Here is a 24,645-nt window from a genome sequence, read left to right on the forward strand (position 1 = left end):
AACGAGAATCAAATTGCTGCATACTGACAGGTTTTCCGCTTCGCTTCAAATTTACAGGTGAGCAAAACGTTAAGCCCTCTATAGGAGTTATGAATGACATCAATATCTAAATTGCCAACTGAGCTACCCGTACCAGTTGATGATGGTGCCTGCAACCATTTAACTAGTATGAGCCTTCCTCATTTATCGTTAGCTTCAACGAAAGGTGGTGAAATCAACTTATCGTCTTTAAGTGGGCTTACGGTAATTTATATTTATCCTATGACTGGCCGCCCTGATACACCACTACCGGATGGCTGGGATCAAATTCCTGGGGCTAGAGGGTGTACCCCTCAATCATGCTCATTTAGAGATTATTATGAAGAACTCAATCAATTCAATGCGACGGTATTTGGTCTCAGTACGCAGTCAACAGTATATCAACAAGAAGCCGCTGAGCGGCTTCATCTTCCGTTTGCTCTTCTGAGTGATGAGGGACTAAAACTTGCTGAAGCGTTGTCCTTGCCTACAATGGAGGTTGAAGGTAAAACCTTGATTAAGCGAACTACTCTTATTTGCAATAATGGTGTCATTAAAAAAGTTTTTTTATCCAGTATTTCCGCCTGATCAAAGTGCTAGTGAAGTTATTAATTACTTAGGTTCAAGATACTTTAAGGTATAGTGAAATGCTCATACCTAATTGTTCTATAAATGAAAAACAAGCATGTCATTCGTTGCCGAATTTCGGAGAATAAATTCAGGGCGATTCCACGGCTGTTTTGCCTTGATATCGAGGCTTGCAAAGCCGCTCGAATCACCGGTGTCTCTGGCCCGGCGACCAGCCGATTGTATACTCAAATCAGACAACACATGGCCGGGCAATGCGAGCGTATGTGTTCACTAATTCATTGCCCGTTTTATTCCTTTCCAGCGGTGCTTTAGCGCCGCCCTCTCAGCCGTCATTCTCGCCGGCAGGCGCAAAAAACCGCCCTCTCTGCCGTCATTCTCGCCGAAGGCGGGAATCCAGTTAAATATCTGTCACGCGTAGCGTGACTCTTTTTGGCATCCGGCTTTGCCAGACACAAACCGGCGGCTACGCCGCAAATGAATCCGGCTACGCCGGACGGCATATTCCACTGGATTGCCCGGCCAATAATAATATGGGCCGGGCAATGACGCCCCTTATTTGTCATTCTCGCCGGCAGGCGGGAATCCAGAGTGGCGAAGCCGCGATAATAAGGAGTTCGGCTACGCCGAACGGTTTAATAACTGGATTGCCCGGAACAAGCCGGGCAATGACGACCCTTATTTGTCATTCTCGCCGTAGGCGGGAATCCAGTTAAAATATGTCGTCCGCCGTAGCCGGACCCCTTTGAAAGAGTGTGAGTTTCGCTTCAATATGCGCCACGAAAATAGGTGTCAATATCTGCTAAAATCTATCCGAAATCGACCGCTTAAAGTATCTTGAACCATTACTTAAATGAACAAACAGCTTAACAAAAAGTTCAAGCGAACGCTGAAAATGCAGGTTCGGAAATATCAGTCATTGCTCTAATCATTTATAGCGCGGCCCTAAAATAGGCTTCGCAAGCTTAGTCTTTTGAAGGAACGAGCACGAGATTGAATTAAACGCTAAGCTTAAACAACGCCTATACTCGATGCCACGTTCTAGGAATAACTAAACGAGATAAAACATGATCAACACGATGCTCAGGAATGCCATGACCACCATCAGCATGGCGCGCACCGACCAGGGCATCAGCAAATCATATGATTGTTTTCGTGCCATCGGCGTTAGCATCGTCGCAGTCGCTGACACGAAACCGTTGATTCCAAGGTGCAGTTTTTGAGCGATGCTACAACCCATACCGTAAATCGCTGGCCAAAACTTTCGGTAAAGCCACTCGCTGTCGATGTTAGTGGATTTGAGTTCCGCGGGATAGATGTTTTTTAACTGCAGCCAAATAAAGGCCAGGGCAGCAAACAACAGCAGTTGAACCTGCTCGACCACATGGGGCAGATCGAACGGCGCATAGTCGACCGCGAATGGAAGGTGGCGGTAAAGCAACTGCGGAAAACTGCCGACAAAAATACACAACGCTGCGGCAATGCTCATGGCGATTAACATGTGCCGAGGGGCCTCTGCAGGACGTAACCCGGAGTCGTGGGCGAAGAAGGCGAAATAGGGGATTTTAATGCCGGCGTGGTGGAATACCCCGGCAGACGCAAACAGCATTGCCAACCAAACGAATTCATGGCCCTCCAGCAGCAACGCCGCCATCACCATGGATTTGCTGACGAATCCGCTAAACAACGGGAACGCTGAAATCGAGGCTGCGCCGACCAGACAAAGCGCGGTGGTTTTCGGCATGGTTCGGAACAACCCGCCAAGATTGGAAGCGCGCATGTCGCCGGTTCGGAATAACACTGCGCCCATAGACATCATCAGCAAGCCCTTGAAAATGACATCGTTGAAGGCATGGGCCACGGCCCCGTTCACCGCCAGCTCGGTGCCGATGCCGATGCCGCAAACCATGAATCCAATCTGGTTAATCATGCTGTAACTCAGCACCCGTCTTAAATCATTCTCGATGACCGCATAGAAAATCGGGAAGCATGCCATCGTCACGCCGATGTAAATCAATGCGTCCAATCCCGTGAACGTTCGCGCTAAAACGTAGACTGCGACCTTGGTGGTGAACGCGCCGAGAAACACTGTGCCGCTGACTGTGGCTTCTGGATAGGCATCGGTCAACCAGTTGTGCAACATCGGAAACGCCGCCTTTATGCCGAAAGCAAGCAGAAAAAATATCGCCCCGGGGTCGGTCATGTCCAACGGCCCAATTGCAATGCTCCCGGTTTGGTGAAGCATCAACAAGCTACCGGTCAGCAAGAGCACGCCCGACACGACCTGAAACACCAGATATCGGAGCGCGGATTTAATTGCCCGCGGGGTTGCCCTGGCGGTGATAAAAAATACCGAAGCCAACGCCAGGCATTCCCAAAACACGAACAGGGTCAAAAAATCACCGGCGAAAACGATGCCAAGGGCGCTGCCGGGATACAGTAGCGCGACCGCTTGCTGGGCGCGGTCTTTGACATGCCAGGCATAGATTGTGGCGATGATCGCGGCGATGTGAAATAGTATGCCAAAAATAAAACTTAATCGGTCGCTGGTGAAAAGCACTAAGTCCAAGCCCAGCCACTGCGCTTGCCACAGCGTGGTCTGGTCCAAGGTCAGCAGGTTGACCAGCCCGACCAGCGGGACCGCCAGCATCACCATTTTTCGTAATCGCGCCAGCCGTCCCGGCAGCGCCATCGCGACCGCCGCGCCGATGAAGAAAACTAAAAATGGTGCGTTAATCATAGTAGTCTTGATCCCGCATAACGATGCGGCGCAGCGCCGTGGCAACCAACACCAACACCACGCAGGCGGCAAATCCGTACAAACTGTGGAAGCCGAAAAAGTTCCACCAATGCGGACCGTGGCCCGCGTTGATAAAACCGGGGCCGATAAAACCGAGGACAATAAAATCGAGCAAGGTCACCAGCGCGCACAATACGAAAAATATTTTCAACCCGCGTTGCAGCCCGGGCGGCAATGCCGCCAGGTTTTTCGTGATATTTTTCATGCCGTCTTCCTCACCATTGAATTTCTCCAATGAAGTTCGCCAACCCATCGGCGAGGAAGAAAAGCAGCACGCTAACCGCTGCGGTAAGCGTCAATGGCACGACCATGGAAGCACGATTTTCCAACGCCTGCGGTGGCTCATCAGCCGGCAGGAAAAATGCCCTGAGCGGAATGGATAACAGGTAATACACGTTTAACAGCGAGCTGATCATCAGCACCGCAAGCAAACCCAGTTGCCCGGTCTCCAGGGTCGCCAAAGCGAGATACCATTTGCTCCAAACGCCGCCAGCAGGCGGCAAACCGACGATAGACAATGCGGCGATAAAAAATGCGGCGAAGGTCCAGGGCATCGATCGGCCCAATCCGTTCATTTCCGAGACCTTGTTTTTGCCCGCAAAAACCATGATCGCGCCGGCGCAGAAAAACAGCGTGATTTTGCCGAAGGCGTGCATGGTGATGTGCATTGCGCCGCCGACCATGCCTAACTGATTGGCCATGAGCGCCCCTAACACGATATAGGAGAGTTGGCTAATCGTGGAGTAAGCCAGGCGCGCTTTGAGGTCGTCCTGGCGCATGGCGATGACGGACGCCAGCAAAATGGTGATTGCGGGTATCCACAAAATCATGTCATGCAGCCGCAGCGACGACAGCGCGTCAAACCCGAAAATATAGACGCTGATCTTCAGCAGCGCAAAAACCCCGGCTTTGACCACGGCCACGGCATGCAGCAACGCGCTCACCGGTGCGGGCGCGACCATGGCCCTCGGCAACCAGCGGTGAAAAGGCATGACCGCGGCCTTGCCGATGCCGAACAGAAACAACAACAGCAGTACGGTGACCAGGGTTGGCGACACATTTGACAGCACGCCACCGGGAATGAATGACAATCCGCTGCCGTAGCTGCCGACCAAGACAATGGCCAGCAAAAACAAAATCAATGAAGTGGTCAACAGCACGCCGAGATAGACCCGACCTGCGGCCACGGCTTCGGGTGTTCTGCTGTGAGTAACCAGCGGCCAGGTGGAAAAGGTCAGGATTTCATAAAACAGGAACAGAGTAAACAAGTTTTCTGCGAAAGCGATGCCCATGGCGCTGCCCATGGCAACGCAAAACAAGGCATGAAATCGGGTCTGATGCGGGTCGTTGCCGGCATTTAAATAGCCGATGGAATACACCGATGTAATCGGCCACAGTAATCCGGCGGTTAACGCGAATATCAATCCCAGGGGTTCAATATGAAATGCAATTCTTAATCCCGGCAGGGTTTCGAATAAAACCTGAACCAGGTCATAATTTTCTCGGCTCATCGATAAATAACCCAGCAACAAATAAACCAACAGAAAAAGATTTACCAAGCCTGAGATAACCAGCACACAGTTTCGAACGCGCGGAGATTTTCGGGTTGCCACAACCCCGCAAGCACCCAAAAAAGGAATCAACACAGCCAGCCCAATCGGGGTCATTGGCTTAGACTCATGGATTCGGGGTTAATCAGGCTGGCCGCTGCCCGTAGCGCAAGATCGCTTGTGAATGAGGCATTCAGCCCGAACCACAGGGCCAACCCGGTCAACACTATTAAAGGCAACCATTCAACGATGTGAATCGGCGTGCCGCCTGCAAAATCGGCACTTCCACCATCCGTGGCGATCGGTTTCGTCCACAGGGTTTCGACGATACGCCAAACATAGGCGGCGCTGGCTAATGATCCCACAAGCACGGGGATAGCCAACCACCACCAGCCTTTCTCCACCGCCGCTGTGACCAACACCCATTTGCTGACAAAACCCACCGTGCCCGGGATGCCAATCAAGCCGAGCCCGCCGAACAACATGGCGTAGCAGGCAAACCGATGGCGCTGGGCAACACCGCCCAAAAGCTTGATTCGGGCAGTGCCAGTGCGAGCGATGACGATGCCGACCGCCATGAATATCGCCACCTTGATAATCGAGTGATTAAACAAATGCAGCAAAGCGGCCGCCGTCCCGGCGGTAGTGCCTATTCCAATGCCCATGACGATATAGGAAATTTGCGCCACGCTGGACCAGGCAAACATGCGTTTCAGGTTTGATTCGCGTAGCGCGACTATCGGCGCCAGCAACATTCCCAAAATCGCACAGAGTATTAACACGACAGCCAGGGGCATTTCGGTAAAACTGAAATTCGCGCCAAACAAGTCATGCAAAAATCGCAGCATGACGTAGAGCGCTACTTTTGTGGCCGTCCCGGACAAAAGAACGGTGACCGAATTCGGTGCGAAACTATAGGCGTTGGGCAGCCAGTCATGCAACGGGAATATCGCGCACTTGATGCCGATGCCGATAATAAAAAATGACAATGCCATAATTATTGTCCGGTCGGAACCGCGTTCGGCGATGATTCGGGACAGATCGGAAATATTCAGGGTGCCGGTTTGCATATACAAAAGACCAATCGACAGCAATACAAATGTTGCCCCCACCGCACCGACAATCAGATAACGATAAGCGGCCAGTATCGCTTTGGGGTCGCGGCCACAACTGATCAGCATATAGGCGGACAGCGAGCTGATCTCAAGAAATACGAAAACATTGAATGCATCGTTGGTCACCACCATGCCATTCAACCCGGCAATGCAGAGTAGCCAGGCCGTGTAAAAAACCGGGCGGGCGGCGTGGCCGATATTGTCGTCAGTCCGGCTCAAACAAAATATCGATGCTAATAGATGGATCAGGTTAATGGTGAATAATACAAACGCGGTTAAATAATCAACCCGGTATTCGATTCCCCACGGCGCGGCCCAGCCACCCAGCTGATAGCTATAAACTTCGCCATTGAATACGCCGCCGAGCAGCATCACGCTGATGGCAAACATGATAACCGCGGTCGATACCATTAATATCCGTGCCAGACTACGACTGCCCAGGACAACGCAAAAAGGTGAAATCAGCAGCGGAACGACGACCTGTAGAATGGGCAGGTGCCGACTCAGGATGTCGGTCATGGGATGATTTCCGGTTCCACTTCCGGTTTATCCATTATCTGGTCTTCGTGAATAGTGCCATAGGCGCGACGAATTCGAACGACCAGAGCCAACCCTACGGCCGTGGTTGCCACCCCTACTACAATGGCGGTAAGAATCAGTGCATGCGGCAAAGGATTGCTGAAATTGGAAATCGCCCCTTCTACATTAGTTGCGGGCAGGATGGGCGGATGGCCTTGGCTCACTTTCCCCATGGTGATAAACAGTAAAAATACCGCAGATTGAAAAATGTTAAGTCCAATTAGTTTTTTGATGAGATTGCGACTATCCATGACCATGATCAATCCACAGACCAATAATATGATCGCTACCCAGTAATTGAGTAATCCGGGCAGGCCGCCGAACAAGGTTTCAAAGGAGCTCATCGCGGAAATTCATCCTGGCTTTGATTAAAATGGCGCCGATTAAAACTGATGAATAGCGACACCATGGTCGATGCCACTGTTATACCGACTCCGAGTTCAATCAGAAAAATCCCCAAGCGTTGCCCGGCGGTTTGCGACTCAGACAACACTGAGTATTCAAGCACCGTGTATTCAAGCACCGAATAATCGAGGAAGTTCCCGCCAAAAAAAAGCGCGGCCACGCCCACCGAGCCGTACAGCAGAACACCGAAGGCCATGCCTGAGATGACTATTCTTTCGCTGATGACGCTTTGCAATTTTTCCGAGTCGGCAAGCAGTCCAAACGTAATCAGTCCAACGCCAAAAATGACCCCGGCCTGGAAGCCGCCGCCGGGACCATAGTCACCGTGAAATTGCACATACAATGCAAACAAAATCACGATTGGGATAAAACGCACCAACACTGTTTTTAGCACCGGGTTTGCAATGAGCGGGGTGCGCCGAGACCAAAGCCGGGGCGGTTTGCCGCGCCGTTTAGTTGCGCTCAGCCCCTGCGCCTCGGACTTTATTTTTTGATCGGGCGTAAACGCCAGCAACAGTAATACCGCCATTCCAGCAGTAAAAATCACCACCACTTCTCCCAGTGTATCGTAGCCTCGATAACTTGCCAGCACTGAGGTTACCACGTTTGGAATGCCGATCTCGGTGGCCGACTGCCCCAGAAAGCGCGGCGCCAAATAATGGTGGATGGCGGCCGCCGGGTCGCCATACAACGGCATGTCCGCAGTGCCTGAAATAAGCAAAATACCGAGCGCCAATCCAAGGCAAAGGGACAGCGCGGAGGGCCAGGCGGATTTCAATTCCGGCGCGTCAGTGCTCAATTTGTTATTGCCCAGGTTGTTATTGCCCAGTTTGTTATTACTTGGCTCGTCATCGTGGCGGATGACGGCAACAAACAATACCGATGAAATTCCCGCGCCCACTGCGGCTTCGGTAAAAGCCACATCCACCGCATCCAGCAGCACAAACAGGGCGCAGATTATTAAACTGTAAATTGACGATAGAATGGTAATCGACAACGGGCTTTGGCTGCGCATCATCAATAGTGTCGTTGCCAGCAACAGGCACAGCAAGCCAATGTCAACAACAGTATTAATCATGGTGATTGCCCGACCACATTTGTTTGTTGCGGTTTTGTTTTGTTGCGGTATTTTGCTGAATGCCGATTCCAGATTGCAGCGCGGATTTTGCCAGCGCATGAGTAACCACCGGGGAAAGAAAAAATATAAGGATGCCAACCATCAAAATCTTGGATGCAATGATCAGGGATCCGGCCAACAACAGCAGACCAAACAGGGTCATGCCCGACCCCAGCGTATCGATCACGCCGGCACTGTGAAGGCGACAGTAAAAATCCGGGAAGCGCAATAATCCAACCGCGCCGATCAGCACAATGCCGACCCCGACAAGCAATACCGTCGCGCCTATAATTTCAATCATCCGCCAGCCCATTGGTTGTCGGCCCATCCGTTGGCGCGCCCATCTGTTCATCTTGACGATTAAAATAATCCACTAACGCAATGTTGCCGACATAGTGGATCAGGGCATACAGCAAGGCAATATCGATGTACTGTGGGTGTCCGGTGGCAAAGAAATAAATCGCAATCAATAAAATAGTCTGGCTGCCAAATGTGTTGGCAGCCAGAATGCGATCAAACAATGTTGGACCTAATCCCGCTCGAATTAATGAACACAGGTTGGCAACCAAAAGAATGACCAGGGTCAACAAATAAATGCTTTGCATTAGAGATAAACTGTTTCCATTGGTTACCTGTTAGCGGCCAGTCGGCGCACTTTTGCCAGCATTTTGTTATCCATCAAACCGGCTTTTGAACGCGCCAGCAACCCGTGCACTTGAATTTCTGTTTCACTCACATCGACGCTGACGGTTCCCGGTGTGCGGGTAATTGAGTTGGCATAAATTACCCGACCGGTCTCGTCCAAGCCGCTGGCGTCCACGCTGAAAAACTGCGGCGCCAATTTTTTGGGATTAAATATCGCGCCAATCACGGCGACGCTTGACTTGATAATTTCGCCGACGAGCCAAGCGGTGTAGAGGGCGTGCCGCAACGGACGACGGCCCGGGCGCGGCAGCGTGGTTTGACCGGCGACGCGGCGGTAAACCCAGTAACTCGCGAGGCAAGACAACGCCCCCAAAGATAATAACAGAGCGGTGTAGTGCCCGGACAGCAAACACCATATCGCCGCCAAGCCGACAAGCGCAATAAGGTGGCGGCGGTAAGGCTTGGGCGGCATCTTTTGTGGACGCATTGCAAATCTGCCTGAAATAATTTTCGCGATGATTGAAGCAGGTTGCGCGATTTTAGCAGATGCGCGGGCAGTTTCGCCGGCATGTTTATGATGCCGCTCGTGCATAACCGCATCTCTGCTTGGCAGGGAGCGTGGAAGGGAATAAAAATATTAAAAATGCTATTTGCACACTTTTTATATATCTATAAGGCGCGCCTTATAAATTTCATCTTTTCATGAAAAAAGATCTTCAATCACTTCCAATTCGTCTATAACTAAACCACATACGTACATAAAATGTTTTCTGAAAGTCTCATGTTCTAGCAGTGCGTTCTTTTCTAATTCTTTAGCTTCTGAACCTCCAGAGTGGCCTTTTACTTTTGATCGTATTCGCTGAATAGTTCTCAAACCCATCAATTGCCTTTGTTCTTCTTTACTACGACCCTTATCGGTTAACTTTTCTAGCAAGGCAATGCTACGGTCATTTTTATCATATAACAAATGTGCTTCGTCCAATTTTGCTCTTATGGTTGTAACCTCAAAGCCTTCAATAATCAGCTTAGATAAATCCATAAACGCTCCGCTCCATTCGTCGCGACTGGATGTTACAGGTATGTTAATCTGTTCAAAAAGAGTATCTTCTCGAAGTGTCCACCAAGAAACATTCTTTTCGTTCCAGCGTCGAACAAATTGTAAAACTTGTTGCAGAGGATTTGTGAAATCAGTAAATTCACCTTTAAAGTCATTAATCAGTGCTCTTTTGGAAATTCCTGATTGAGGCTTTTCATTGAATGAAGCCCAATATTGTTGTTCCGAATAAGGGAGGTTCCGCAAATCACAAATGTAGGCATGCACTTGCCCAGCATCGTTTATGTCAAATCCGTTTAGTGTCCAAGCTGCGCGGCAACGTATGCTACGTTCGGTTATTGTATATTTGTCCCGATCTTGTTTATATTTCGATATAACTTCAGGCCGAAAAAAAGCAGGTGATAACTCAAAAGGAAGTGTATTGTTGCGCGCCTCAAAATAGTTAGTTGTCTCACGAGGATTGGTCGATACTTTCGTAATTTTTTTATTGCGCCAATCGCAAATGATAAAAACAGCATATTGTTTTCTGTGGTCACTAAATCTCCCTTCTTTTATCTCGCTAAATATATCTTCTTTTGGGCGACGAAGCGGAATGATTTGCGCCCCACAGGTATAGGCCGCGTGTCCAGACGCAATTTTCTGCCGATAAAAAAAGTGGTCATTTTCCTTGATAATGTCTTCATCTCCATTCGGCCAACCGGAAAAAGAGCTTCGCCGAAGTAATGTAAAATCAAACATGCGAACTAATGATGAATCTGTTGCGGCCAGATATTCTTCTAGTGGTTTCCACTTGAACGAAACAAGTGTAACGTCCGGGGCGCTTTCGTCCTGACGTTGCGTAACGGAAACTATATGCTCGAGATCGCCATGATGATCAAATCGGACGTAAGCACGATGCTCAGGTCGCCAATGTATTTCTGTAATATGAGAATATTCTGAATGAAGCTCAAAATATGTTCTGTCGTGGTCTTTCCATCCCTCGAATGTTCTGCCGAAAACAAGATTAGTAGCGTTTTCCAATGTGTTGGCTCCCATTAAATGGGATTCACGCTCAACTCTCACGTCGTCTCTACCACCTCCCCAGACATAGCCTGCAGTTGACGTGTACGGGCTACAACTCCAGCGCAATAGATCATCTTGATCAATAGGGCGCAAAAGACTATTAGAAACTACCATGGTGTGAATAAAGGAGTATTCGCCTGACGCAAAAATGACAACTTCATCCTCGTAAGAATTTTGACGCAAAAACTCTAAATGCTTGCATGCTGTAATCCATTCAGAAAATTCTTCAGATTTTTTGGGCGTCGCATCTAGCTTTTTAATACATTCAATTAATTTTTTGTGTTCGTGGCTGGACATAAAATGTGATAAAAGTAAAAAGGGTTCAAGATCAATACAGTAGCGTGCGCTTGATTTTAGCAGATGCGCGCAGGTTTTCACCGCCATGCGCGGCTCACTTTACGCTGTCTTGGATGATTTTGATTTCCGCTTCGGTCAAGTCATACAGGTCAAACACGCATTGATCGATGCGCTGGTCGGCGGCCGCGATTTGGCGTTGCAGGACGGTTTTTTCATGCTCGGTTTGGACCGCGGCATGGGTTTTGTTCAGGTCTTGTATTTGCGCGACCAATGCCGCTATCTGGTCATGCTTGGTTTTTTCTTCGGGGTTGGCGAAGTCGATTTTGCGGATGGGCAACGGTTTCATAAATTGAAAACCAAATCGTAGATAACCGCCACGTATCGTTGACGATAAACTCTTGTAATAAAATGTAATCAGATGAGAGTTTAATATGCCCAAAAGATATTTGTCGCCTGAGCAAATGATATAAGCGGTATTGGCACAATAAAACTTGCCGTCCGGGTCCAAGGCAAAGTTCCCGCGCAATGAAATGTCTGGAAGCAAAATTTTCGGCTTTTCAAATTCGGCGTAATAATCACACGCTCTCAACTCCCACCAATAATCCCCTTTGTCGCATCGTTTTTCCGCTTCTTTCTTAAACGGAAAAAGATGTCCGGCGATGGCGGGATAAAATTGCTCAAGCCAGCGCCAGCCATTTCTGGTTTTCCCTTTGTTGCGGTTCGTCCAGCCTTTGGGCATCAAAATCAGAAAATGATTGTTTTCAGGGGGAAGGTAACGTTTTATATCCCGCCCAAGCAAAAACGGTTTGATTATCTTTTTGCTATTGGCGTCTTCTTTAATCAATCGGTTTCGCGTTTGGGCGTCAATGACAAATGCTTTGTTGAAGCCGGTAAGCACGCCACGATATATTTTTCCATTCACATAATCGCCGAGCGGCACGCCTTGCGTTTTTAGTTTTGCCAACAGGGATTGCGTTTTCTTGTTCGCCAAAGACCATCCCTGCTTGCTTAGGGATTTTCGGTCGATGGCATAGTGTTTTTGCGCGACATAATCGCTTAGATTTTGAAACCCCAGGGTCTTTACCTGAGTGATATTCAACTTGTTTTTGGGCGCGTTCTTGCTGATGCCGAGGATGCACGGGTAGGCCGTGGCGGTCTTGAAAACCGGCAAGTCGCCAAAATCCACTATTTCCTCAATGCGTTGTTGCTGGAGATACAGCCGTAATGCCTCGCCGTAATTGGCGCGCATCCACTTGTTGGAAACGATATAGGAAAAATAGCCGCCGGGCTTGGTCAGCGTGATGCCTTGCTCGATAAAATAGGCATACAGGTCGGCCATGCCGTGATAGACCGCAAACTTCTTTTGGAAATAATCCTTGTCGCGGCCCAAGGTTTCCTGCCGCACATAAGGCGGGTTGCCGATGACCGCATCAAATCCGCCGGCTTGCATAATGGCGGGGAACTCGGCGCGCCAGTCGAAGATGTTCACCCGATATTGCTCGGCTTCATCAAACAGGCCGGCTTGCTGGTTGTCGTAAAAATCCGCGGCAATCAGCGCGTTGCCGCATTTGATGTTGTCGCCTAAATCCGGCAAGGCGCGCTCTTTGAACAACGACAATTGTCGCGCCAAAGTTTCGCTCGACTCGCCTTCAAGCACTTGCAGCAGCAGCGAAAGTTTGCTGGTTTCCACCGCCTGAATATCAATGTCCACGCCATGAATATGCTGCAGGAGAATGCGCTTGCGCTCGGCCGTGGTCAGCCGCCACTCGCCGCCTCGCGTCTGGTGGATGACCTTTTTATGCTTATCCACCCCGCTACGCACATATTGGTCGCAATACCAGGCGAGAATGTATTGATAGGCGCCCAGCAGGAAGGAGCCGGAGCCGCAGGCAAGGTCCAGCACCTTCAGGTTTTTCACCGCCGGCGCGCTCGGGCTTTTGTCGGCGAGCAGTTCGCCGACGGTTTTTTCGACGATGTAATCGACAATATATTTTGGCGTGTAATAGACGCCGCCGGCTTTTTTGACTTCCGGCTTTTCCGTAATCCGGGCTTGGTGCTTTGGAGTCAGCGTGATGACCTTGCCCAAAAATTGTTCATAAACCTGGCCCAGAGTCTCCGGCGGGAAGACCGAAAACTCGTACGGGCTTTCCGGGTAATAAACGGTTTTCAAAATATCTTTTAGCACCTTGTCGTCTATGCGGAGTCCGAGGGTGAGTTCGTCCGCTTGCGTGGGGCGGCTCTTTTCATTTTTGAAATGAAACAATCCTGAGTTGTATTTATCGTCCGCGTTTTTGAAATATCGGATGAGACGCGGATAAATCCCGGCGCCGTCCAGCAGGCTTTGCAACTGCCCATGTGGCTCAATCTCCCGGTCTTCGCACATGCGCAGAAAAATAATTCGGTCAATGATCCGTAAAACCGAAAAATTAAGTTGGCGTTGGTTCAGGTTCGGGTTGCGCAACGCCAGGTTGCGCGCCAAGTTGCCGCGCCAGACTTCTATCTCGGCGAGAAAAGCGTCATCCACTTGCGCGGTGCCGCGCTTGGCTTTATACGAATCGGCGTATTGATCGAACGAGCCTTTGAGCACCGCCTCACGGGAAAAAACAGAACTGATTTCATCCCACTTGTCCAGATACTGATCGTAGGTGGTGTAGAGGGTTCTGGCTTTGGCGGCGTTATCGTTTTTCACCGGCCTCACCCGGCAATCATAAACCGCGAATTCCTCAAAATCGGTGAGGATGCTGAGCGGCAGTTTTGCCGACCAACCATAACGCCGCAGTTGAAAAGCCGGGCCCGGGTCACCCTTGATATTCACCGAAGGCTTTTTCGCTTCAAGAAAGAATTTTCGAGTGCCGCCGATGCGAAACGCGTAATCCGGGGCTTTGGTCGCGGCACTAATCCTTTCTCCGGCCGGCCCCTTGCTCGCGCCGGCAACACGCACCGCGTCCTCGTGATAGACATCTTTATAGGATTCCGCGTAGCCGCGCTTGTTATGAACATCCCAGCCGAGCAACTCAAAAAACGGGTTGATGAACTCCACCCGTACTTGCGTCTCGTTGAATTTGCCGGACAAATAGGCGGCGCGGTTGCGCTCGAAAGTCTGGACTAACTGTTCAAGACGCAATCCTTCGGGGCCGGTCAGATTGAGCATGTTCTTCTAAAATAATTCAAATCGCAAAGGGTCAAATGGATTGTGGCGGCAACGCCATAAGCGCGCCGCTATGCAATTATATTGTGCGCCGGGCCATATGGATATCCGGTAATATTTCTATTGCCGTGTTCGGTCACAATTAGAATGTCATGCTCGCGATAGCCGCCGGCGCCGGGCACGCCGTCGGGCAGCATGATCATCGGCTCCATGGAAATCACCATGTTGGGTGCGAGCACGGTGTCAATGTCCTCGCGCAATTCCAGGCCGGCTTCGCGGCCATAGTAATGACAAAGCACGCCGAACGAATGACCATAGCCAAAAGTGCGGTATTGCAATAAATTGTGCTCGGCGTAAATTTCGTTCAACGCTTGGGCAATGTCACAGCAACGCACGCCGGGCTTTATCAATGCCTTGCCGGCATCGTGCACCTGGCAGTTGATTTCCCATAGTCGAATATGCTCATCGGTTGCCGACTCGCAAAACAAAGTGCGCTCCAGCGCGACATAGTAACCGGCAACCATCGGAAAGCAATTCAGGCTGAGAATGTCGCCCTTTTGAATTTTTCTGGAGGTCACCGGATTGTGCGCGCCATCGGTGTTGATGCCCGATTGAAACCAGGTCCAGGTGTCCATCAGTTCGCCATCGGGCCAGGTTTTGGCGATTTCCCGAACCATGGTTTGGGTGGAATGTAATGCCACTTCATGCTCGGCAACACCCGCGCCTACGGCTTGCGCGCATGCCGCACCACCGAGGTCGGCGATAGCGGTCATTTTGGTGATATGCGCGATTTCTTCTTCGGACTTGATCATCCGTAGCGGCGCGGCGTGTGCGGCAATATCCACAATTTTTGAATCCGGCAACGCCGCTTTCAACTTCTCCATGTTTTGAATATTGATGTGGTCGAATTCAATGCCCACGGTTTTTGCGCCGCCGACCAACTTTTGCACCGCGCGAAAATAATTATCCTGCCGCCAGTCGGTGAAAATCAAATTATCCCCATAGGTTCGGCGATAGGGCTGGCCGCCATCCAGATTGGCTGAAATGGACGTTTGATTTTTTTCATCAACCACCAATCCATACGGCCGCCCGAAAGAGCAATACAAAAAATCGCTGTAATAATTGATGTTGTGGTGGGAAGTGAACAGAGCAACGTCTATGTTATGGTCGGCCATGACAATTCTGAGCCCGCACAAACGGCTTTCCATTTCGTCTGCGGAAAAAGTGGGCCGGGGTTTCTCGCCATTGGGCAGGGTGATTAAATCAGGCAGGTTCATGTGCAAAATATCCGGGAAAGTTGTGAAAAAGCATGGTCGAGCATTGGGCGCGAGTATTGGATGCGAATTTAATGAACATTGAGAATTTCGCAAGTCTTATAACAATGCCTCGGAATTAAGTCCAGATTTATCGTTGCCTTTATCCGCCGGGGTATTCATTGATCGTCATTGTCGATTGTCATTGGCGTGGCTTATCCGCGCACCGCGTATCGATTAAAATCAATTGAAATATTTCCATCTTGGATTATAGTACTGGATTATAGTTGCGCTTATTCTCCAATAACACCGGAATGCGCCGCCAGAAAGCCGGTCAATGACAGAGCCCATAATAGACCTTAGAAGCGATACCGTAACCCAGCCCTGCGAAGGCATGAAGCAGGCCATGTTGGCTGCACAATTAGGTGATGACGTTTACGGCGAAGACCCGACTGTGACCGCGTTGCAGGCGCGTATGGCGGAGATGGCGGACCACGAGTCCGCGCTGTTTTTTCCGTCCGGGACTCAGAGCAACCTGGTTGCCTTGCTCAGTCACTGCCAGCGCGGTGATGAATATATCGTCGCCCAAAACGCGCACACCTATAAGTTTGAAGGGGGTGGGGCGGCTGTTTTGGGCGGAATTCAGCCACAGCCCATCGAGCGCGAGCCAAACGGCCTCCTGGCACTGGAAAAAATCGAAGCCGTCATAAAAGAAGATGATATTCATTTCGCCAACACCCGCCTGTTGGCATTGGAAAATACCACCACCGAAGGCGTGGCGGTCGCGGTCGACCATATGGTCGATGCCGCTGAACTTTGTCGCGCCCATAAAATAAATATCCACCTCGATGGTGCCAGGGTGTTTAATGCGGCGGCCGAACTCGGTGTCGATGTGTCGCAAATCACCCGCCATTTTGACTCGGTCTCAATTTGCTTATCCAAAGGTTTGGGCGCGCCGGTGGGGTCAGTGCTTTGCGGCTCTCGAGAGTTCATGGAAACCGCCAGACGATGGCGGAAAACCGTCGGCGGCGGTATGCGGCAATGCGGCATGTTGGCGGCCGCCGGGCTGTTTGCCCTGGAAAACAATGTTGAAAGATTAAAAGACGATCATGCCCTGGCAACCTACTTGTTCGGGCAATTGAAACCATTCAAGGATATCGAGTTTGCTTGCGGCCAAGCCAACACAAATATGATTTTTTTTAATTTGGCTCGCGGCAACGTCGATGAATTTCACCGCTTCGGAAAGCAAAACGGGGTACTGTTTAACGGACCAAACCCCATACGCATGGTCACCCATAAGGATTTATCCAAACAGCACATCGATATCGCGGTTGAACGACTGTCCGGGTTTTTTAGGGGCAGTTTTTCGGCGTAGCCGAAAACACTGCCCCTTATGTCGCTTTCAAATCGCTTGCGATTGGATTGCGACTTTTTAAGATTGTGACAGGGTTGAGAGGGGGAAGACGGTTGATTACCGCCTTTTTTGTGTCCATCATTTTCGCGCAACCAAAAACGCGCCCTAAAATGTCTATACTGCAGGGCTCGGCCGGTTAAAATCCGGGCGTTTGCCAACAAAGCGGGTGGATTGGTGTACGATAGGATTTTAGGGGCAATAAATATTTCTTGACCTCGGGAAAAGGGTGTTATCCATCCTAATACTTCTTAAAATTTAAACAGCGAGAAACAACTAATGCAAAGTACCTCTAATAATGAAACTAAGGCCGACCTTGATGCGACAGATAACGAAATAAGGTTTAATTCAATAGAATCGTCCATAGAAAGCCACTTAAGAACGCCCAGAATGGACAGATTTAATTCATGAAAAGCATAATCAATTAACTAAAACTGGGTATGTCAAGGTATCTGACTTGTTACCTCCAAGCGTAATGGAAAAAGTACAAAGAGAGTCTAGAGAAATCGTTAGGCTGAGCGCTAAACCTATAGACATTAAGGTAAAAGCTACATCAAATTCTCCAAGAAAGTTAAATAATCTCGCGTCCGACCTATGAAATTCCAAAAAATTGGCATCGCAAAAGAATTAGAATCTGAAGAAAATCCAGGTGGCTATGATCAGCGGGTCATATTATGCCCTACAAATATACGCAGACTTGTAGAGTATGGTTGTCAGGTAAGTGTGCATGAATCTGCTGGAGTCGGAATCGGATACAGTGATGATGATTATATAAGTGCTGGAGCAGTTATCGAGAGTCACAACCGTTTCTATTCTAATAAAGATTTAATTATTAAATATAAAGGTCCGAGTCAACAAAACATTAAGTCGATCACACCAAAGTCCACCATTTTATGTATGGCGCATCTAGCGGCTTTTCCTCATCGTCGACTTAGTTTAGAAAAAAGACAAATAAATGTTTTAGCGATGGAGTCCATTAGAGAATAGAGAAAGTCTGTTTCTGCCCTCTATTTAGGATCAACTGAAATAGCTAAAGAGTATATATCTAACCATAATATTGCTCTTTCAAACTATACAGTCATATTTTTAGGTCTTGATGCCCGCCTTATAGGTGCATTTCAATATATAGCAAGACAGCTACCATCAGAACTATTTGTGATACCAGAACTCAGTCTGGAGAAACTCAAGATATTCGAAAAGATAGACAATGTCCTTGTTGTTGCTGACTCAGCAGAAAAGTCACTTGAAACTACAGCTAAAAATAACCTAATAAGCTCTGGCGTAAAGATACTTAATATTGCCGAAAAAAATCAAACAACTTTTGATCAAATAGTTGATCGAGCATATACTAAATACCCAACTCCAGAATATGGAAAACGCAAAATACAGTGTTTGTTTGAGACAGGATACTGTGGTGCAAACTATGGTTTAAATTTACTAAACAACGAAAGTGATCTATTGAAGAACGACCCCTCACATAAAATAGGTGTTGTTCTAGGATATGGAAATGTAGCTATCGGTGCTATTACTTCTCTAATAGAAGCAAAGCTTAATATCATTAGAGTAATGACACGCAGAGACTTAAATCAAAAAATATTACGCCCTTGGCTAAAGAAGGCTAGTATTATTGTTTCTGGAGCTGAACAGGATAGTACTCAACGAGGTAAAAATTATTATATAACTAATGATAATATCTCTCGAGATATTAAAAAGAGAGCGGTTGTAATTGATCTTATTGGTGGTATGCCACATAACCGTGGCCCAGTAGAAGCATTAGTTAGCACAACTTTCTTACCTAATATTCATTTTATAAAAGATGACGTTTTTGTGGCTGGCCTTTGGGGGTGGGATCAAGCAGGAATGGTTCATGAATCTGCCGCAACATATAGTCGTCAGACAATAGATATTTTATTAGGAGAAGAGATGTTAATAAATGGATTATCTTCGCTTCATAAAGGAGTCGAACCTGCCTTTATACCGGCTCCCTAAAAAGAGCTATATACTCACCAAAACTTTGTCTTCAGCTATGCATGAATCAAAATCTCCTTTCTCTGTATTTGATTGCTCTCTTGCGTTTATAATGCTTTGTATCTGGGGGAGCAACTATGCTATTGCAAAGTTAGGGTTACAATATGTTCCACCTTTTGCTTTCATGGCTCTTAGATTTACCCTTACAGCAGCAATGTTACTTCCTTTTATATCCTTCTCTACACAGAACATAAAGGAAGTTTTCGTTTATTCGGTACTAATAGGATTAGTACATTTTGGGGGTATATTTAGTGCGTTGTCTATAGCAGATGCAGCAACGGTTATTATTATTAGTCAGATAAGTGTGCCCCTATCACTATTATTAGCAACGCTCTTATTAAATGAAAAGATGCGCTGGCCACAAATTGTTGGTGTCATGATTGCTATATCAGGAGTTATTATATTCACCGGCAACCCGCATTTTGATGGCGGTATTAAAAGTGTTATCTTTATTCTTATTGGGGCAGCTGCTTGGTCTATAGGCACTATATGGATGAAGAAAAAATTGTTTATTTCATATATCATGATAAATTTTTGGATGTCAGTATTTTCTGTTCCTATGCTGCTTATTGCCAGCTGGTCTTTAGGAGAAAATACAACCTCTTCTATACTGGATATAACACCTTTAGCGGGGCTGACAGTCTTTTTTCAGGCACTGTTTGTAGTAATAATAGGGTATGGAATCTGGAATCACCTGATTCAAAAGTATGATGTGAAAAATGTTGCACCCTTAACGCTATTGGTTCCATTTTCAGGATTGTTTTTTGCCTGGATTATTCTGGGAGAGAAACTATCTCTGATCGATGTCGTAGGAGGGGGGCTTACTTTATTAGGAGTTGGCTTTATTGTTTTGCCGCAGGCATTATTTACAAATCAGAAGGTATTTAATTCGGCAATTAAACGAAAATGAATATTGTGTTTGATATTGGGCAGGTTTTGCTAATTTGGGATCCTCTTCTTTTGTATCAAACATTGATTCCAGATGATAACGAGAGGAATTACTGGTTTACACACATATTTAGCACCTCTTGGAGGAAGCGTAGTGATTATGAGTTGACCGTAAATGAAAATTGTCAACAGTTGGTCGAAGTACATCCTGATAAGCAAGATATAATAATGAAGTGGGATAGTGAATTTTTTACTATGATGCCTGGACCTGTTTCTGGAGCAGCCGATTTAGTTGAAGATATTCAACGCAAAGGACATAAAGTATTTGCTATTGCTAATTTTGCTTCAGACAAATATACAGAAGCAAAAATCCGTTTCCCCATCCTTTCAAATCTAGACGGAATACTCGTTTCAAGCGACGCCTTTGTACGTAAGCCTCAACCAGAAATATACAATATTTTTTTAAATAAATATGAATTAAACTCAAGTGAGTGTATTTTTATTGATGACGATGCACATAATGTACATGCAGCAATAGTCACAGGTATGATGGGTATTGTCTTCTCTTCGCCTCAGGAGATCAGAAAAATTTTAGCCACAAAACAAATAGTTTAAGCTGAAAATATATTGCTACTATAATAGCTATAAAACAGAGATATTAAGTTGCCCAAAGCAGTTCCAATTTCGCTAGATAATGCGTTTAAGGCTCTCTCATTTAGAGGGAATAGAACACCTGAATCTAATGATATAGACGATGCTTTCTGCGTTTTATCAGACTATCGTGATGGGGGAATATTTTTAGCGTATTACGCAGGCAATAGTGAATGGGAAAGACATACTGAAGGCGATGAATTAGTTATGGTACTAGAAGGTGAAACATCACTATTTGTTCTAGGCAAAAACGGCGAGAGGAAAAGTATACTAAAGCAAGGAGAGATATTTGTAGTGCCTCAAGGGATGTGGCATCGATTTGAATCTCCCACGGCAGTAAAGATAATGACAATTACACCACAGCCAACTGATCACTCAATTGAAACTCCTGTTCTAAGCGGATAACAACTATCGGTAATAGAAGTGGTAATCAAGAAAAACAACTACCAAGAGCGACATTCTGTCTTAATGGCAAACGATCTATTGCCTTATAGGCACAACCCATTGCCCGGCTCAAAGCCCCCAGATCTCAGCTGCCATAATTTTCCCGGTCGCTTTCTTTTGAGTGTTGTAAATGACGGTCTCAAAATGGCGGCTAAGCTGCGCGCGAATACGCGAGTCGATGGCACCCAGTTTCATTAACAACCCGCCTAAAGCGACTTCGCTGCCGCGGGTTGCGCCGTCGTCGATTTTAAGAGTCAAGCCTAATCCCAATTCAGGCAACACGCCCGCGTAAACGCCTTCTGCGCCGGTTTTAACCACCACAAAACCGCTTGTCGCCTTGATGACATCAGTACAGCAGCGACCGGTTCCGGCAATCATTTGCGGATGCGCCTGAATGCAAGACATTATTCTTGACATCGCCTGCCCGCGCCTGCCGCCCACCACTTCAGGATTAGCAAATAGCGCGCAGCCATAGGCGACCCGCTCCATGGGCGCACAAATTGCGGGCAATCCACAACCATCGCTTTCCCAATCCAGTGTTGTTGCATCGATCCCAACCAGTTCGGAAAAAGTTTTCATCCAGGCTTGTTGGGTGGGATGTTGGTACTCGCTGTAGCCGTTAGTCTGCACGCCAAGATGCCGAGCGAGCGTGAGCATGCCGCAATGCTTGCCCGAGCAATTTTGGTACACTCGGGCAGGCTTCCCCCGACCGGTCAATAGCTTACGCTTCATCACATCGGACATCGGAAAATCGGGGCCACATTCCAAATCGTCTGTATCAAGACCCAGTCGATGAAGCCAGTTGTGCACCGCATCAATATGAAATTGCTCGGCGTTGTGCGAAGCACAGGCCAATGCGATTTCTTTATCAGACAGATCGAATTGATCGGCTGCGCCGGATTCCAACAGCGCAATAGCCTGGAACAATTTGAGCGCCGAGCGCGGGTAAATTTTTCTATCGGTGTCGCCGACTGCCAGCACCGTCTTGCCCTGACTATCGACCACAACGGCACTTCCCCGGTGGCAAGATTCGACAATATTGTTTCGGTAAACTTCGGCTAAAACAGGATTCATGGTGTGACTACTCATTGGACAATTATTAATGGTTCAAGATACTTTAAGCGGTGATTTCGGATAGATTTCAGCAGATATTGACACCTATTTTCGTGGCGCATATTGAAGCGAAACTCACACTCTTGCAAAGGAGTCCGGCTACGCCGGACGACATATTTTAACTGGATTCCCGCCTGCGGCGAGAATGACGGGCTGGGGGGACAATGGTGAATCGCAAAGTGTGACTCTCTTTGAGACGCCAATGGTAATAAGTGTCACGCAAAGCGTGACACTAAAACGTGCTCTGGCGTAGCCGGACATTTTCTCTCGTGTGCTTTGGCGTCTCAACTTGCCTTTGTCCTCTCAATTCACCATTGTCTCCCCAACCCGTCATTGCCCGGCTTGTTCCGGGCAATCCAGTGGAATATGCCGTCCGGCGCAGCCGGACTCCTTTGCTTTGATGCCGCGCCGTTCGATGCGAGAATGACGGCAAGGCGATGATGCTTGTTGCTTACTGCTAATGTATGAGCGCGTCCCGGCGGCTACGCCACTCTGGATTCCCGCCTGCCGGCGAGAATGACGGCCGAGAGGGCGGTGCTAAAATACCACTGGAAAGGAACAAAACGAGCAATGAATCAGTGAACACATATGCTCGCATTGCCCGGCGATGCGTTGTCTGATTTGAATATACAATCGGCTGGTCGCCGGGCCAGAGATGCCAGTGATTTGTGTGACTTCGCAAGCCTCGATATCAAGGCAAAACAGCCGCGGAATCGCCCTGAATTTATTCTCCGAAATTCGGCAGCGAATGACATGCTTGTTTTTCATTTATAGAACAATTAGTTACGACCATTCTACTATGCCTCAAAGTATCTTGAACCTTATTAATTCACTGAAAGTAGCTAGAACTCGCGGGTGGCGCGAAACTCCACCTGCGGCCAGCGTTCTATGGCTAACTGTAAATTCGCGCGATTCGGCGCGAGATAAGTCAGGGTATCCAAGGCATCCAGAGACAAATTCTGCTCATTTCTGCTTCGAAATTCGGATTCATCGCCCGGATTTTTGAAATATATCCATCTCGCCGTACTGATCGGCACGGCCTCAAAAGCACACTCCACGCTGTATTCGGTTTTTAGTCGATGGGCGACCACATCAAATTGCAGAATACCCACCGCGCCCAGCACTATATCATTGCTGGTAAAAGGTCGAAATACCTGGGTTGCCCCTTCTTCGCTGAGTTGAGCCAACCCCTTTCGCAGCGCTTTGGCGCGCAATGGGTCTGCCAGGCGAACCCGCCGAAACAGTTCTGGCGCGAAGTTGGGAATGCCAGTGAATTTGAGCTGTTCGCCTTGGGTAAAAGTATCGCCAATTTGAATCGTGCCATGACTGTGCAACCCTAAAATATCTCCGGCAAACGCGCGCTCGGCATTGCCTCTTTTTGCGGCCATAAAGGTATGGGCGTTTTGCACTACAATGGTTTTTTCAGCGCGCACGTGGCGCACTTTCATGCCCTTGTCAAATTGCCCTGAGGTGATCCGCAAAAACGCCACGCGGTCGTGGTGGGCTGGGTCCATATTCGCCTGGATCTTAAATACAAAACCGCTGAATTTTGGCTCGGTCGCGGCAACTTTTCTAGTCGTGGCTTGCCGGGTTTCCACTGCTTTGATTTCGGCGGCTCTGGGTTGCGGCGAGGGCGCAAAATCCACAAAGTTATCCATCAGTTCATCGGTTCCTTGTCGGTTCAATGCAGAGCCAAAAAATACCGGGGTTAATCCGCCTTTTAGATAATCAATTTTATCGAATTCATGGCTTGCGCCTTGAACCAATTCCATTTCATCGCGTAATTCGGCAGCCAAGCCACCGATTTTTTTGTCCAGTTCCGGGCTGTCCAACCCGACGATGAACAGATCCTCGGGCAAGCCGCCGCGCCCGGCGAATAAATGGATAGTGTCATCATAAAGACGATAAACGCCGACAAATGTTTTGCCCATCCCGATCGGCCAGGTCATCGGTGCGCACTTGATTTTCAGGATTTGCTCCACCTGGTCCATGATGTCGATGGCATCGCGCCCTTCCCGATCCATTTTGTTCACGAAGGTGATGATTGGCGTATCTCGAAGCCGACATACGGCCATCAGTTTCACCGTCCGCTGCTCGACTCCTTTGGCAATATCAATAACCATCAGCGCGGAATCCACGGCGGTTAACGTGCGATAGGTATCCTCGGAAAAATCCGCGTGCCCCGGGGTGTCCAGCAGGTTGACAATTCGATCCTTGTACGGGAATTGCATGACTGAAGAAGTTACCGATATTCCTCGTTGTTTTTCCAACGCCATCCAGTCCGATGTGGCATAGCGCGCACTCTTGCGCGCTTTAACCGTCCCCGCTAGTTGTATCGCACCGCCATACTGCAACAGCCGCTCGGTCAGCGTGGTTTTGCCGGCATCTGGATGGGAAATGATGGCGAAGGTGCGCCGCCGCTGGATTTGATCTGTGAGTGCGCTCATGGGAGTGGAATAATTTGGAGCGCGATTATACG

23 protein-coding genes and 2 pseudogenes are annotated in these 24,645 nt (G+C 48.4%); 9 read left to right on the forward strand and 16 right to left on the reverse strand.

Annotated features, from left to right (window positions below):
- Nucleotides 1-93 precede the first annotated feature (93 nt).
- The gene (locus ACP158_RS04175; RefSeq protein ID WP_424947719.1) at nt 94-606 is read left to right on the forward strand and encodes a peroxiredoxin; all 513 of its coding nucleotides are present in this window, start codon (nt 94-96) and stop codon (nt 604-606) included.
- A gap of 84 nt (nt 607-690) precedes the next feature.
- Nucleotides 691-784: pseudogene (locus tag ACP158_RS04180) on the forward strand (IS1595 family transposase); the annotation flags it as partial.
- A gap of 154 nt (nt 785-938) precedes the next feature.
- Here ACP158_RS04180 and ACP158_RS04185 read toward each other — a convergent pair.
- From ACP158_RS04185 to ACP158_RS04245, 13 genes are all read right to left on the reverse strand, one after another.
- Nucleotides 939-1,172, reverse strand: a complete 234-nt coding sequence (locus tag ACP158_RS04185) for a hypothetical protein (RefSeq protein ID WP_424947720.1) — start codon at nt 1,170-1,172, stop codon at nt 939-941.
- Nucleotides 1,173-1,657: 485 nt separating this feature from the next.
- Entirely contained in the window at nt 1,658-3,346 is a 1,689-nt protein-coding gene (locus ACP158_RS04190; RefSeq protein WP_424947721.1) for a Na(+)/H(+) antiporter subunit D, read from the reverse strand.
- On the reverse strand, nt 3,339-3,611 hold the full coding sequence (locus ACP158_RS04195; RefSeq protein ID WP_424947722.1) for a hypothetical protein: 273 nt from the start codon (nt 3,609-3,611) through the stop codon (nt 3,339-3,341). The genes ACP158_RS04190 and ACP158_RS04195 overlap by 8 nt, the downstream gene beginning before the upstream one ends.
- A gap of 10 nt (nt 3,612-3,621) precedes the next feature.
- On the reverse strand, nt 3,622-5,073 hold the full coding sequence (locus ACP158_RS04200; RefSeq protein WP_424947723.1) for a proton-conducting transporter membrane subunit: 1,452 nt from the start codon (nt 5,071-5,073) through the stop codon (nt 3,622-3,624).
- Nucleotides 5,070-6,590 carry a monovalent cation/H+ antiporter subunit D family protein gene (locus tag ACP158_RS04205; protein WP_424947724.1) on the reverse strand — a complete coding sequence of 507 codons (1,521 nt, stop codon included), beginning with the start codon at nt 6,588-6,590 and terminating at the stop codon, nt 5,070-5,072. Before ACP158_RS04205 ends, ACP158_RS04200 begins: the two co-directional genes overlap by 4 nt.
- Nucleotides 6,587-6,994, reverse strand: coding sequence for a cation:proton antiporter subunit C (locus ACP158_RS04210; RefSeq protein WP_424947725.1), 408 nt, complete (start codon nt 6,992-6,994; stop codon nt 6,587-6,589). The genes ACP158_RS04205 and ACP158_RS04210 overlap by 4 nt, the downstream gene beginning before the upstream one ends.
- A complete protein-coding gene (locus ACP158_RS04215; RefSeq protein WP_424947726.1) occupies nt 6,991-8,133 on the reverse strand; it encodes a DUF4040 domain-containing protein in 1,143 nt (380 codons plus the stop codon). Before ACP158_RS04215 ends, ACP158_RS04210 begins: the two co-directional genes overlap by 4 nt.
- On the reverse strand, nt 8,126-8,473 hold the full coding sequence (gene mnhG, locus ACP158_RS04220; RefSeq protein WP_424947727.1) for a monovalent cation/H(+) antiporter subunit G: 348 nt from the start codon (nt 8,471-8,473) through the stop codon (nt 8,126-8,128). The genes ACP158_RS04215 and mnhG overlap by 8 nt, the downstream gene beginning before the upstream one ends.
- Complete coding sequence (locus ACP158_RS04225) at nt 8,466-8,777, reverse strand: monovalent cation/H+ antiporter complex subunit F (protein WP_424947728.1); 312 nt, start codon at nt 8,775-8,777, stop codon at nt 8,466-8,468. Before ACP158_RS04225 ends, mnhG begins: the two co-directional genes overlap by 8 nt.
- 23 nt (nt 8,778-8,800) lie before the next feature.
- Nucleotides 8,801-9,409, reverse strand: coding sequence for a Na+/H+ antiporter subunit E (locus ACP158_RS04230; RefSeq protein ID WP_424947729.1), 609 nt, complete (start codon nt 9,407-9,409; stop codon nt 8,801-8,803).
- A 108-nt stretch (nt 9,410-9,517) separates the two neighbouring features.
- The gene (locus ACP158_RS04235; protein ID WP_424947730.1) at nt 9,518-11,317 is read right to left on the reverse strand and encodes a hypothetical protein; all 1,800 of its coding nucleotides are present in this window, start codon (nt 11,315-11,317) and stop codon (nt 9,518-9,520) included.
- A 7-nt stretch (nt 11,318-11,324) separates the two neighbouring features.
- Nucleotides 11,325-14,381, reverse strand: a complete 3,057-nt coding sequence (locus tag ACP158_RS04240; RefSeq protein ID WP_424947731.1) for an Eco57I restriction-modification methylase domain-containing protein — start codon at nt 14,379-14,381, stop codon at nt 11,325-11,327.
- Between the two features lie 68 nt (nt 14,382-14,449).
- Complete coding sequence (locus ACP158_RS04245; protein WP_424947732.1) at nt 14,450-15,655, reverse strand: aminopeptidase P family protein; 1,206 nt, start codon at nt 15,653-15,655, stop codon at nt 14,450-14,452.
- Between the two features lie 313 nt (nt 15,656-15,968).
- Between ACP158_RS04245 and ltaE the strand changes: the two genes are divergently transcribed.
- The 7 genes from ltaE (at nt 15,969) to ACP158_RS04280 (ending at nt 21,014) form a co-directional block, all read left to right on the forward strand.
- Nucleotides 15,969-17,006 (forward strand): low-specificity L-threonine aldolase, encoded by a 1,038-nt coding sequence (gene ltaE, locus ACP158_RS04250; RefSeq protein WP_424947733.1) that lies wholly within the window; start codon nt 15,969-15,971, stop codon nt 17,004-17,006.
- 493 nt (nt 17,007-17,499) lie between these two features.
- The gene (locus tag ACP158_RS04255) at nt 17,500-17,640 is read left to right on the forward strand and encodes a hypothetical protein (protein ID WP_424947734.1); all 141 of its coding nucleotides are present in this window, start codon (nt 17,500-17,502) and stop codon (nt 17,638-17,640) included.
- Nucleotides 17,637-18,029, forward strand: coding sequence for a hypothetical protein (locus ACP158_RS04260; RefSeq protein WP_424947735.1), 393 nt, complete (start codon nt 17,637-17,639; stop codon nt 18,027-18,029). The genes ACP158_RS04255 and ACP158_RS04260 overlap by 4 nt, the downstream gene beginning before the upstream one ends.
- 168 nt (nt 18,030-18,197) lie before the next feature.
- Nucleotides 18,198-19,031, forward strand: a complete 834-nt coding sequence (locus ACP158_RS04265) for a hypothetical protein (protein ID WP_424947736.1) — start codon at nt 18,198-18,200, stop codon at nt 19,029-19,031.
- Between the two features lie 25 nt (nt 19,032-19,056).
- Entirely contained in the window at nt 19,057-19,980 is a 924-nt protein-coding gene (locus ACP158_RS04270) for a DMT family transporter (protein WP_424947737.1), read from the forward strand.
- On the forward strand, nt 19,977-20,573 hold the full coding sequence (locus tag ACP158_RS04275) for an HAD-IA family hydrolase (RefSeq protein ID WP_424947738.1): 597 nt from the start codon (nt 19,977-19,979) through the stop codon (nt 20,571-20,573). Before ACP158_RS04270 ends, ACP158_RS04275 begins: the two co-directional genes overlap by 4 nt.
- Nucleotides 20,574-20,621: 48 nt before the next feature.
- On the forward strand, nt 20,622-21,014 hold the full coding sequence (locus ACP158_RS04280; RefSeq protein WP_424947739.1) for a cupin domain-containing protein: 393 nt from the start codon (nt 20,622-20,624) through the stop codon (nt 21,012-21,014).
- Nucleotides 21,015-21,122: 108 nt separating this feature from the next.
- Here ACP158_RS04280 and ACP158_RS04285 read toward each other — a convergent pair whose 3' ends face one another.
- The 3 genes and pseudogenes from ACP158_RS04285 to ACP158_RS04295 all read right to left on the reverse strand — a co-directional run bounded on the left by ACP158_RS04285 (nt 21,123) and on the right by ACP158_RS04295 (nt 24,613).
- The gene (locus ACP158_RS04285; protein ID WP_424947740.1) at nt 21,123-22,142 is read right to left on the reverse strand and encodes an asparaginase; all 1,020 of its coding nucleotides are present in this window, start codon (nt 22,140-22,142) and stop codon (nt 21,123-21,125) included.
- Between the two features lie 695 nt (nt 22,143-22,837).
- Nucleotides 22,838-22,934, reverse strand: a pseudogene (locus tag ACP158_RS04290) (IS1595 family transposase); the annotation flags it as partial.
- Between the two features lie 74 nt (nt 22,935-23,008).
- Complete coding sequence (locus ACP158_RS04295; protein ID WP_424947741.1) at nt 23,009-24,613, reverse strand: peptide chain release factor 3; 1,605 nt, start codon at nt 24,611-24,613, stop codon at nt 23,009-23,011.
- Nucleotides 24,614-24,645: the final 32 nt, after the last annotated feature.

Source organism: Candidatus Spongiihabitans sp. (assembly GCF_965247905.1).
In the GTDB taxonomy this organism is placed as follows: domain Bacteria; phylum Pseudomonadota; class Gammaproteobacteria; order Arenicellales; family Poriferihabitantaceae; genus Spongiihabitans.

Excerpts from the sequence above, each read along its gene's own strand:
- ACP158_RS04285 (WP_424947740.1), bottom strand. The coding sequence starts at position 22,142 with ATGAGTAGTCACACCATGAATCCTGTTTTAGCCGAAGTTTACCGAAAC.
- ACP158_RS04245 (WP_424947732.1), bottom strand. The coding sequence starts at position 15,655 with ATGAACCTGCCTGATTTAATCACCCTGCCCAATGGCGAGAAACCCCGG.
- ACP158_RS04230 (WP_424947729.1), bottom strand. The coding sequence starts at position 9,409 with ATGCACGAGCGGCATCATAAACATGCCGGCGAAACTGCCCGCGCATCT.
- ACP158_RS04185 (WP_424947720.1), bottom strand. The coding sequence starts at position 1,172 with ATGACAAATAAGGGGCGTCATTGCCCGGCCCATATTATTATTGGCCGG.
- ACP158_RS04215 (WP_424947726.1), bottom strand. The coding sequence starts at position 8,133 with ATGATTAATACTGTTGTTGACATTGGCTTGCTGTGCCTGTTGCTGGCA.
- ACP158_RS04205 (WP_424947724.1), bottom strand. The coding sequence starts at position 6,590 with ATGACCGACATCCTGAGTCGGCACCTGCCCATTCTACAGGTCGTCGTT.
- ACP158_RS04295 (WP_424947741.1), bottom strand. The coding sequence starts at position 24,613 with ATGAGCGCACTCACAGATCAAATCCAGCGGCGGCGCACCTTCGCCATC.
- ACP158_RS04175 (WP_424947719.1), top strand. The coding sequence starts at position 94 with ATGACATCAATATCTAAATTGCCAACTGAGCTACCCGTACCAGTTGAT.
- ltaE (WP_424947733.1), top strand. The coding sequence starts at position 15,969 with ATGACAGAGCCCATAATAGACCTTAGAAGCGATACCGTAACCCAGCCC.
- ACP158_RS04200 (WP_424947723.1), bottom strand. The coding sequence starts at position 5,073 with ATGACCCCGATTGGGCTGGCTGTGTTGATTCCTTTTTTGGGTGCTTGC.
- ACP158_RS04225 (WP_424947728.1), bottom strand. The coding sequence starts at position 8,777 with ATGCAAAGCATTTATTTGTTGACCCTGGTCATTCTTTTGGTTGCCAAC.
- ACP158_RS04275 (WP_424947738.1), top strand. The coding sequence starts at position 19,977 with ATGAATATTGTGTTTGATATTGGGCAGGTTTTGCTAATTTGGGATCCT.
- ACP158_RS04210 (WP_424947725.1), bottom strand. The coding sequence starts at position 6,994 with ATGAGCTCCTTTGAAACCTTGTTCGGCGGCCTGCCCGGATTACTCAAT.
- ACP158_RS04235 (WP_424947730.1), bottom strand. The coding sequence starts at position 11,317 with ATGGCGGTGAAAACCTGCGCGCATCTGCTAAAATCAAGCGCACGCTAC.
- ACP158_RS04190 (WP_424947721.1), bottom strand. The coding sequence starts at position 3,346 with ATGATTAACGCACCATTTTTAGTTTTCTTCATCGGCGCGGCGGTCGCG.
- ACP158_RS04195 (WP_424947722.1), bottom strand. The coding sequence starts at position 3,611 with ATGAAAAATATCACGAAAAACCTGGCGGCATTGCCGCCCGGGCTGCAA.
- ACP158_RS04240 (WP_424947731.1), bottom strand. The coding sequence starts at position 14,381 with ATGCTCAATCTGACCGGCCCCGAAGGATTGCGTCTTGAACAGTTAGTC.
- ACP158_RS04260 (WP_424947735.1), top strand. The coding sequence starts at position 17,637 with ATGAAATTCCAAAAAATTGGCATCGCAAAAGAATTAGAATCTGAAGAA.
- mnhG (WP_424947727.1), bottom strand. The coding sequence starts at position 8,473 with ATGATTGAAATTATAGGCGCGACGGTATTGCTTGTCGGGGTCGGCATT.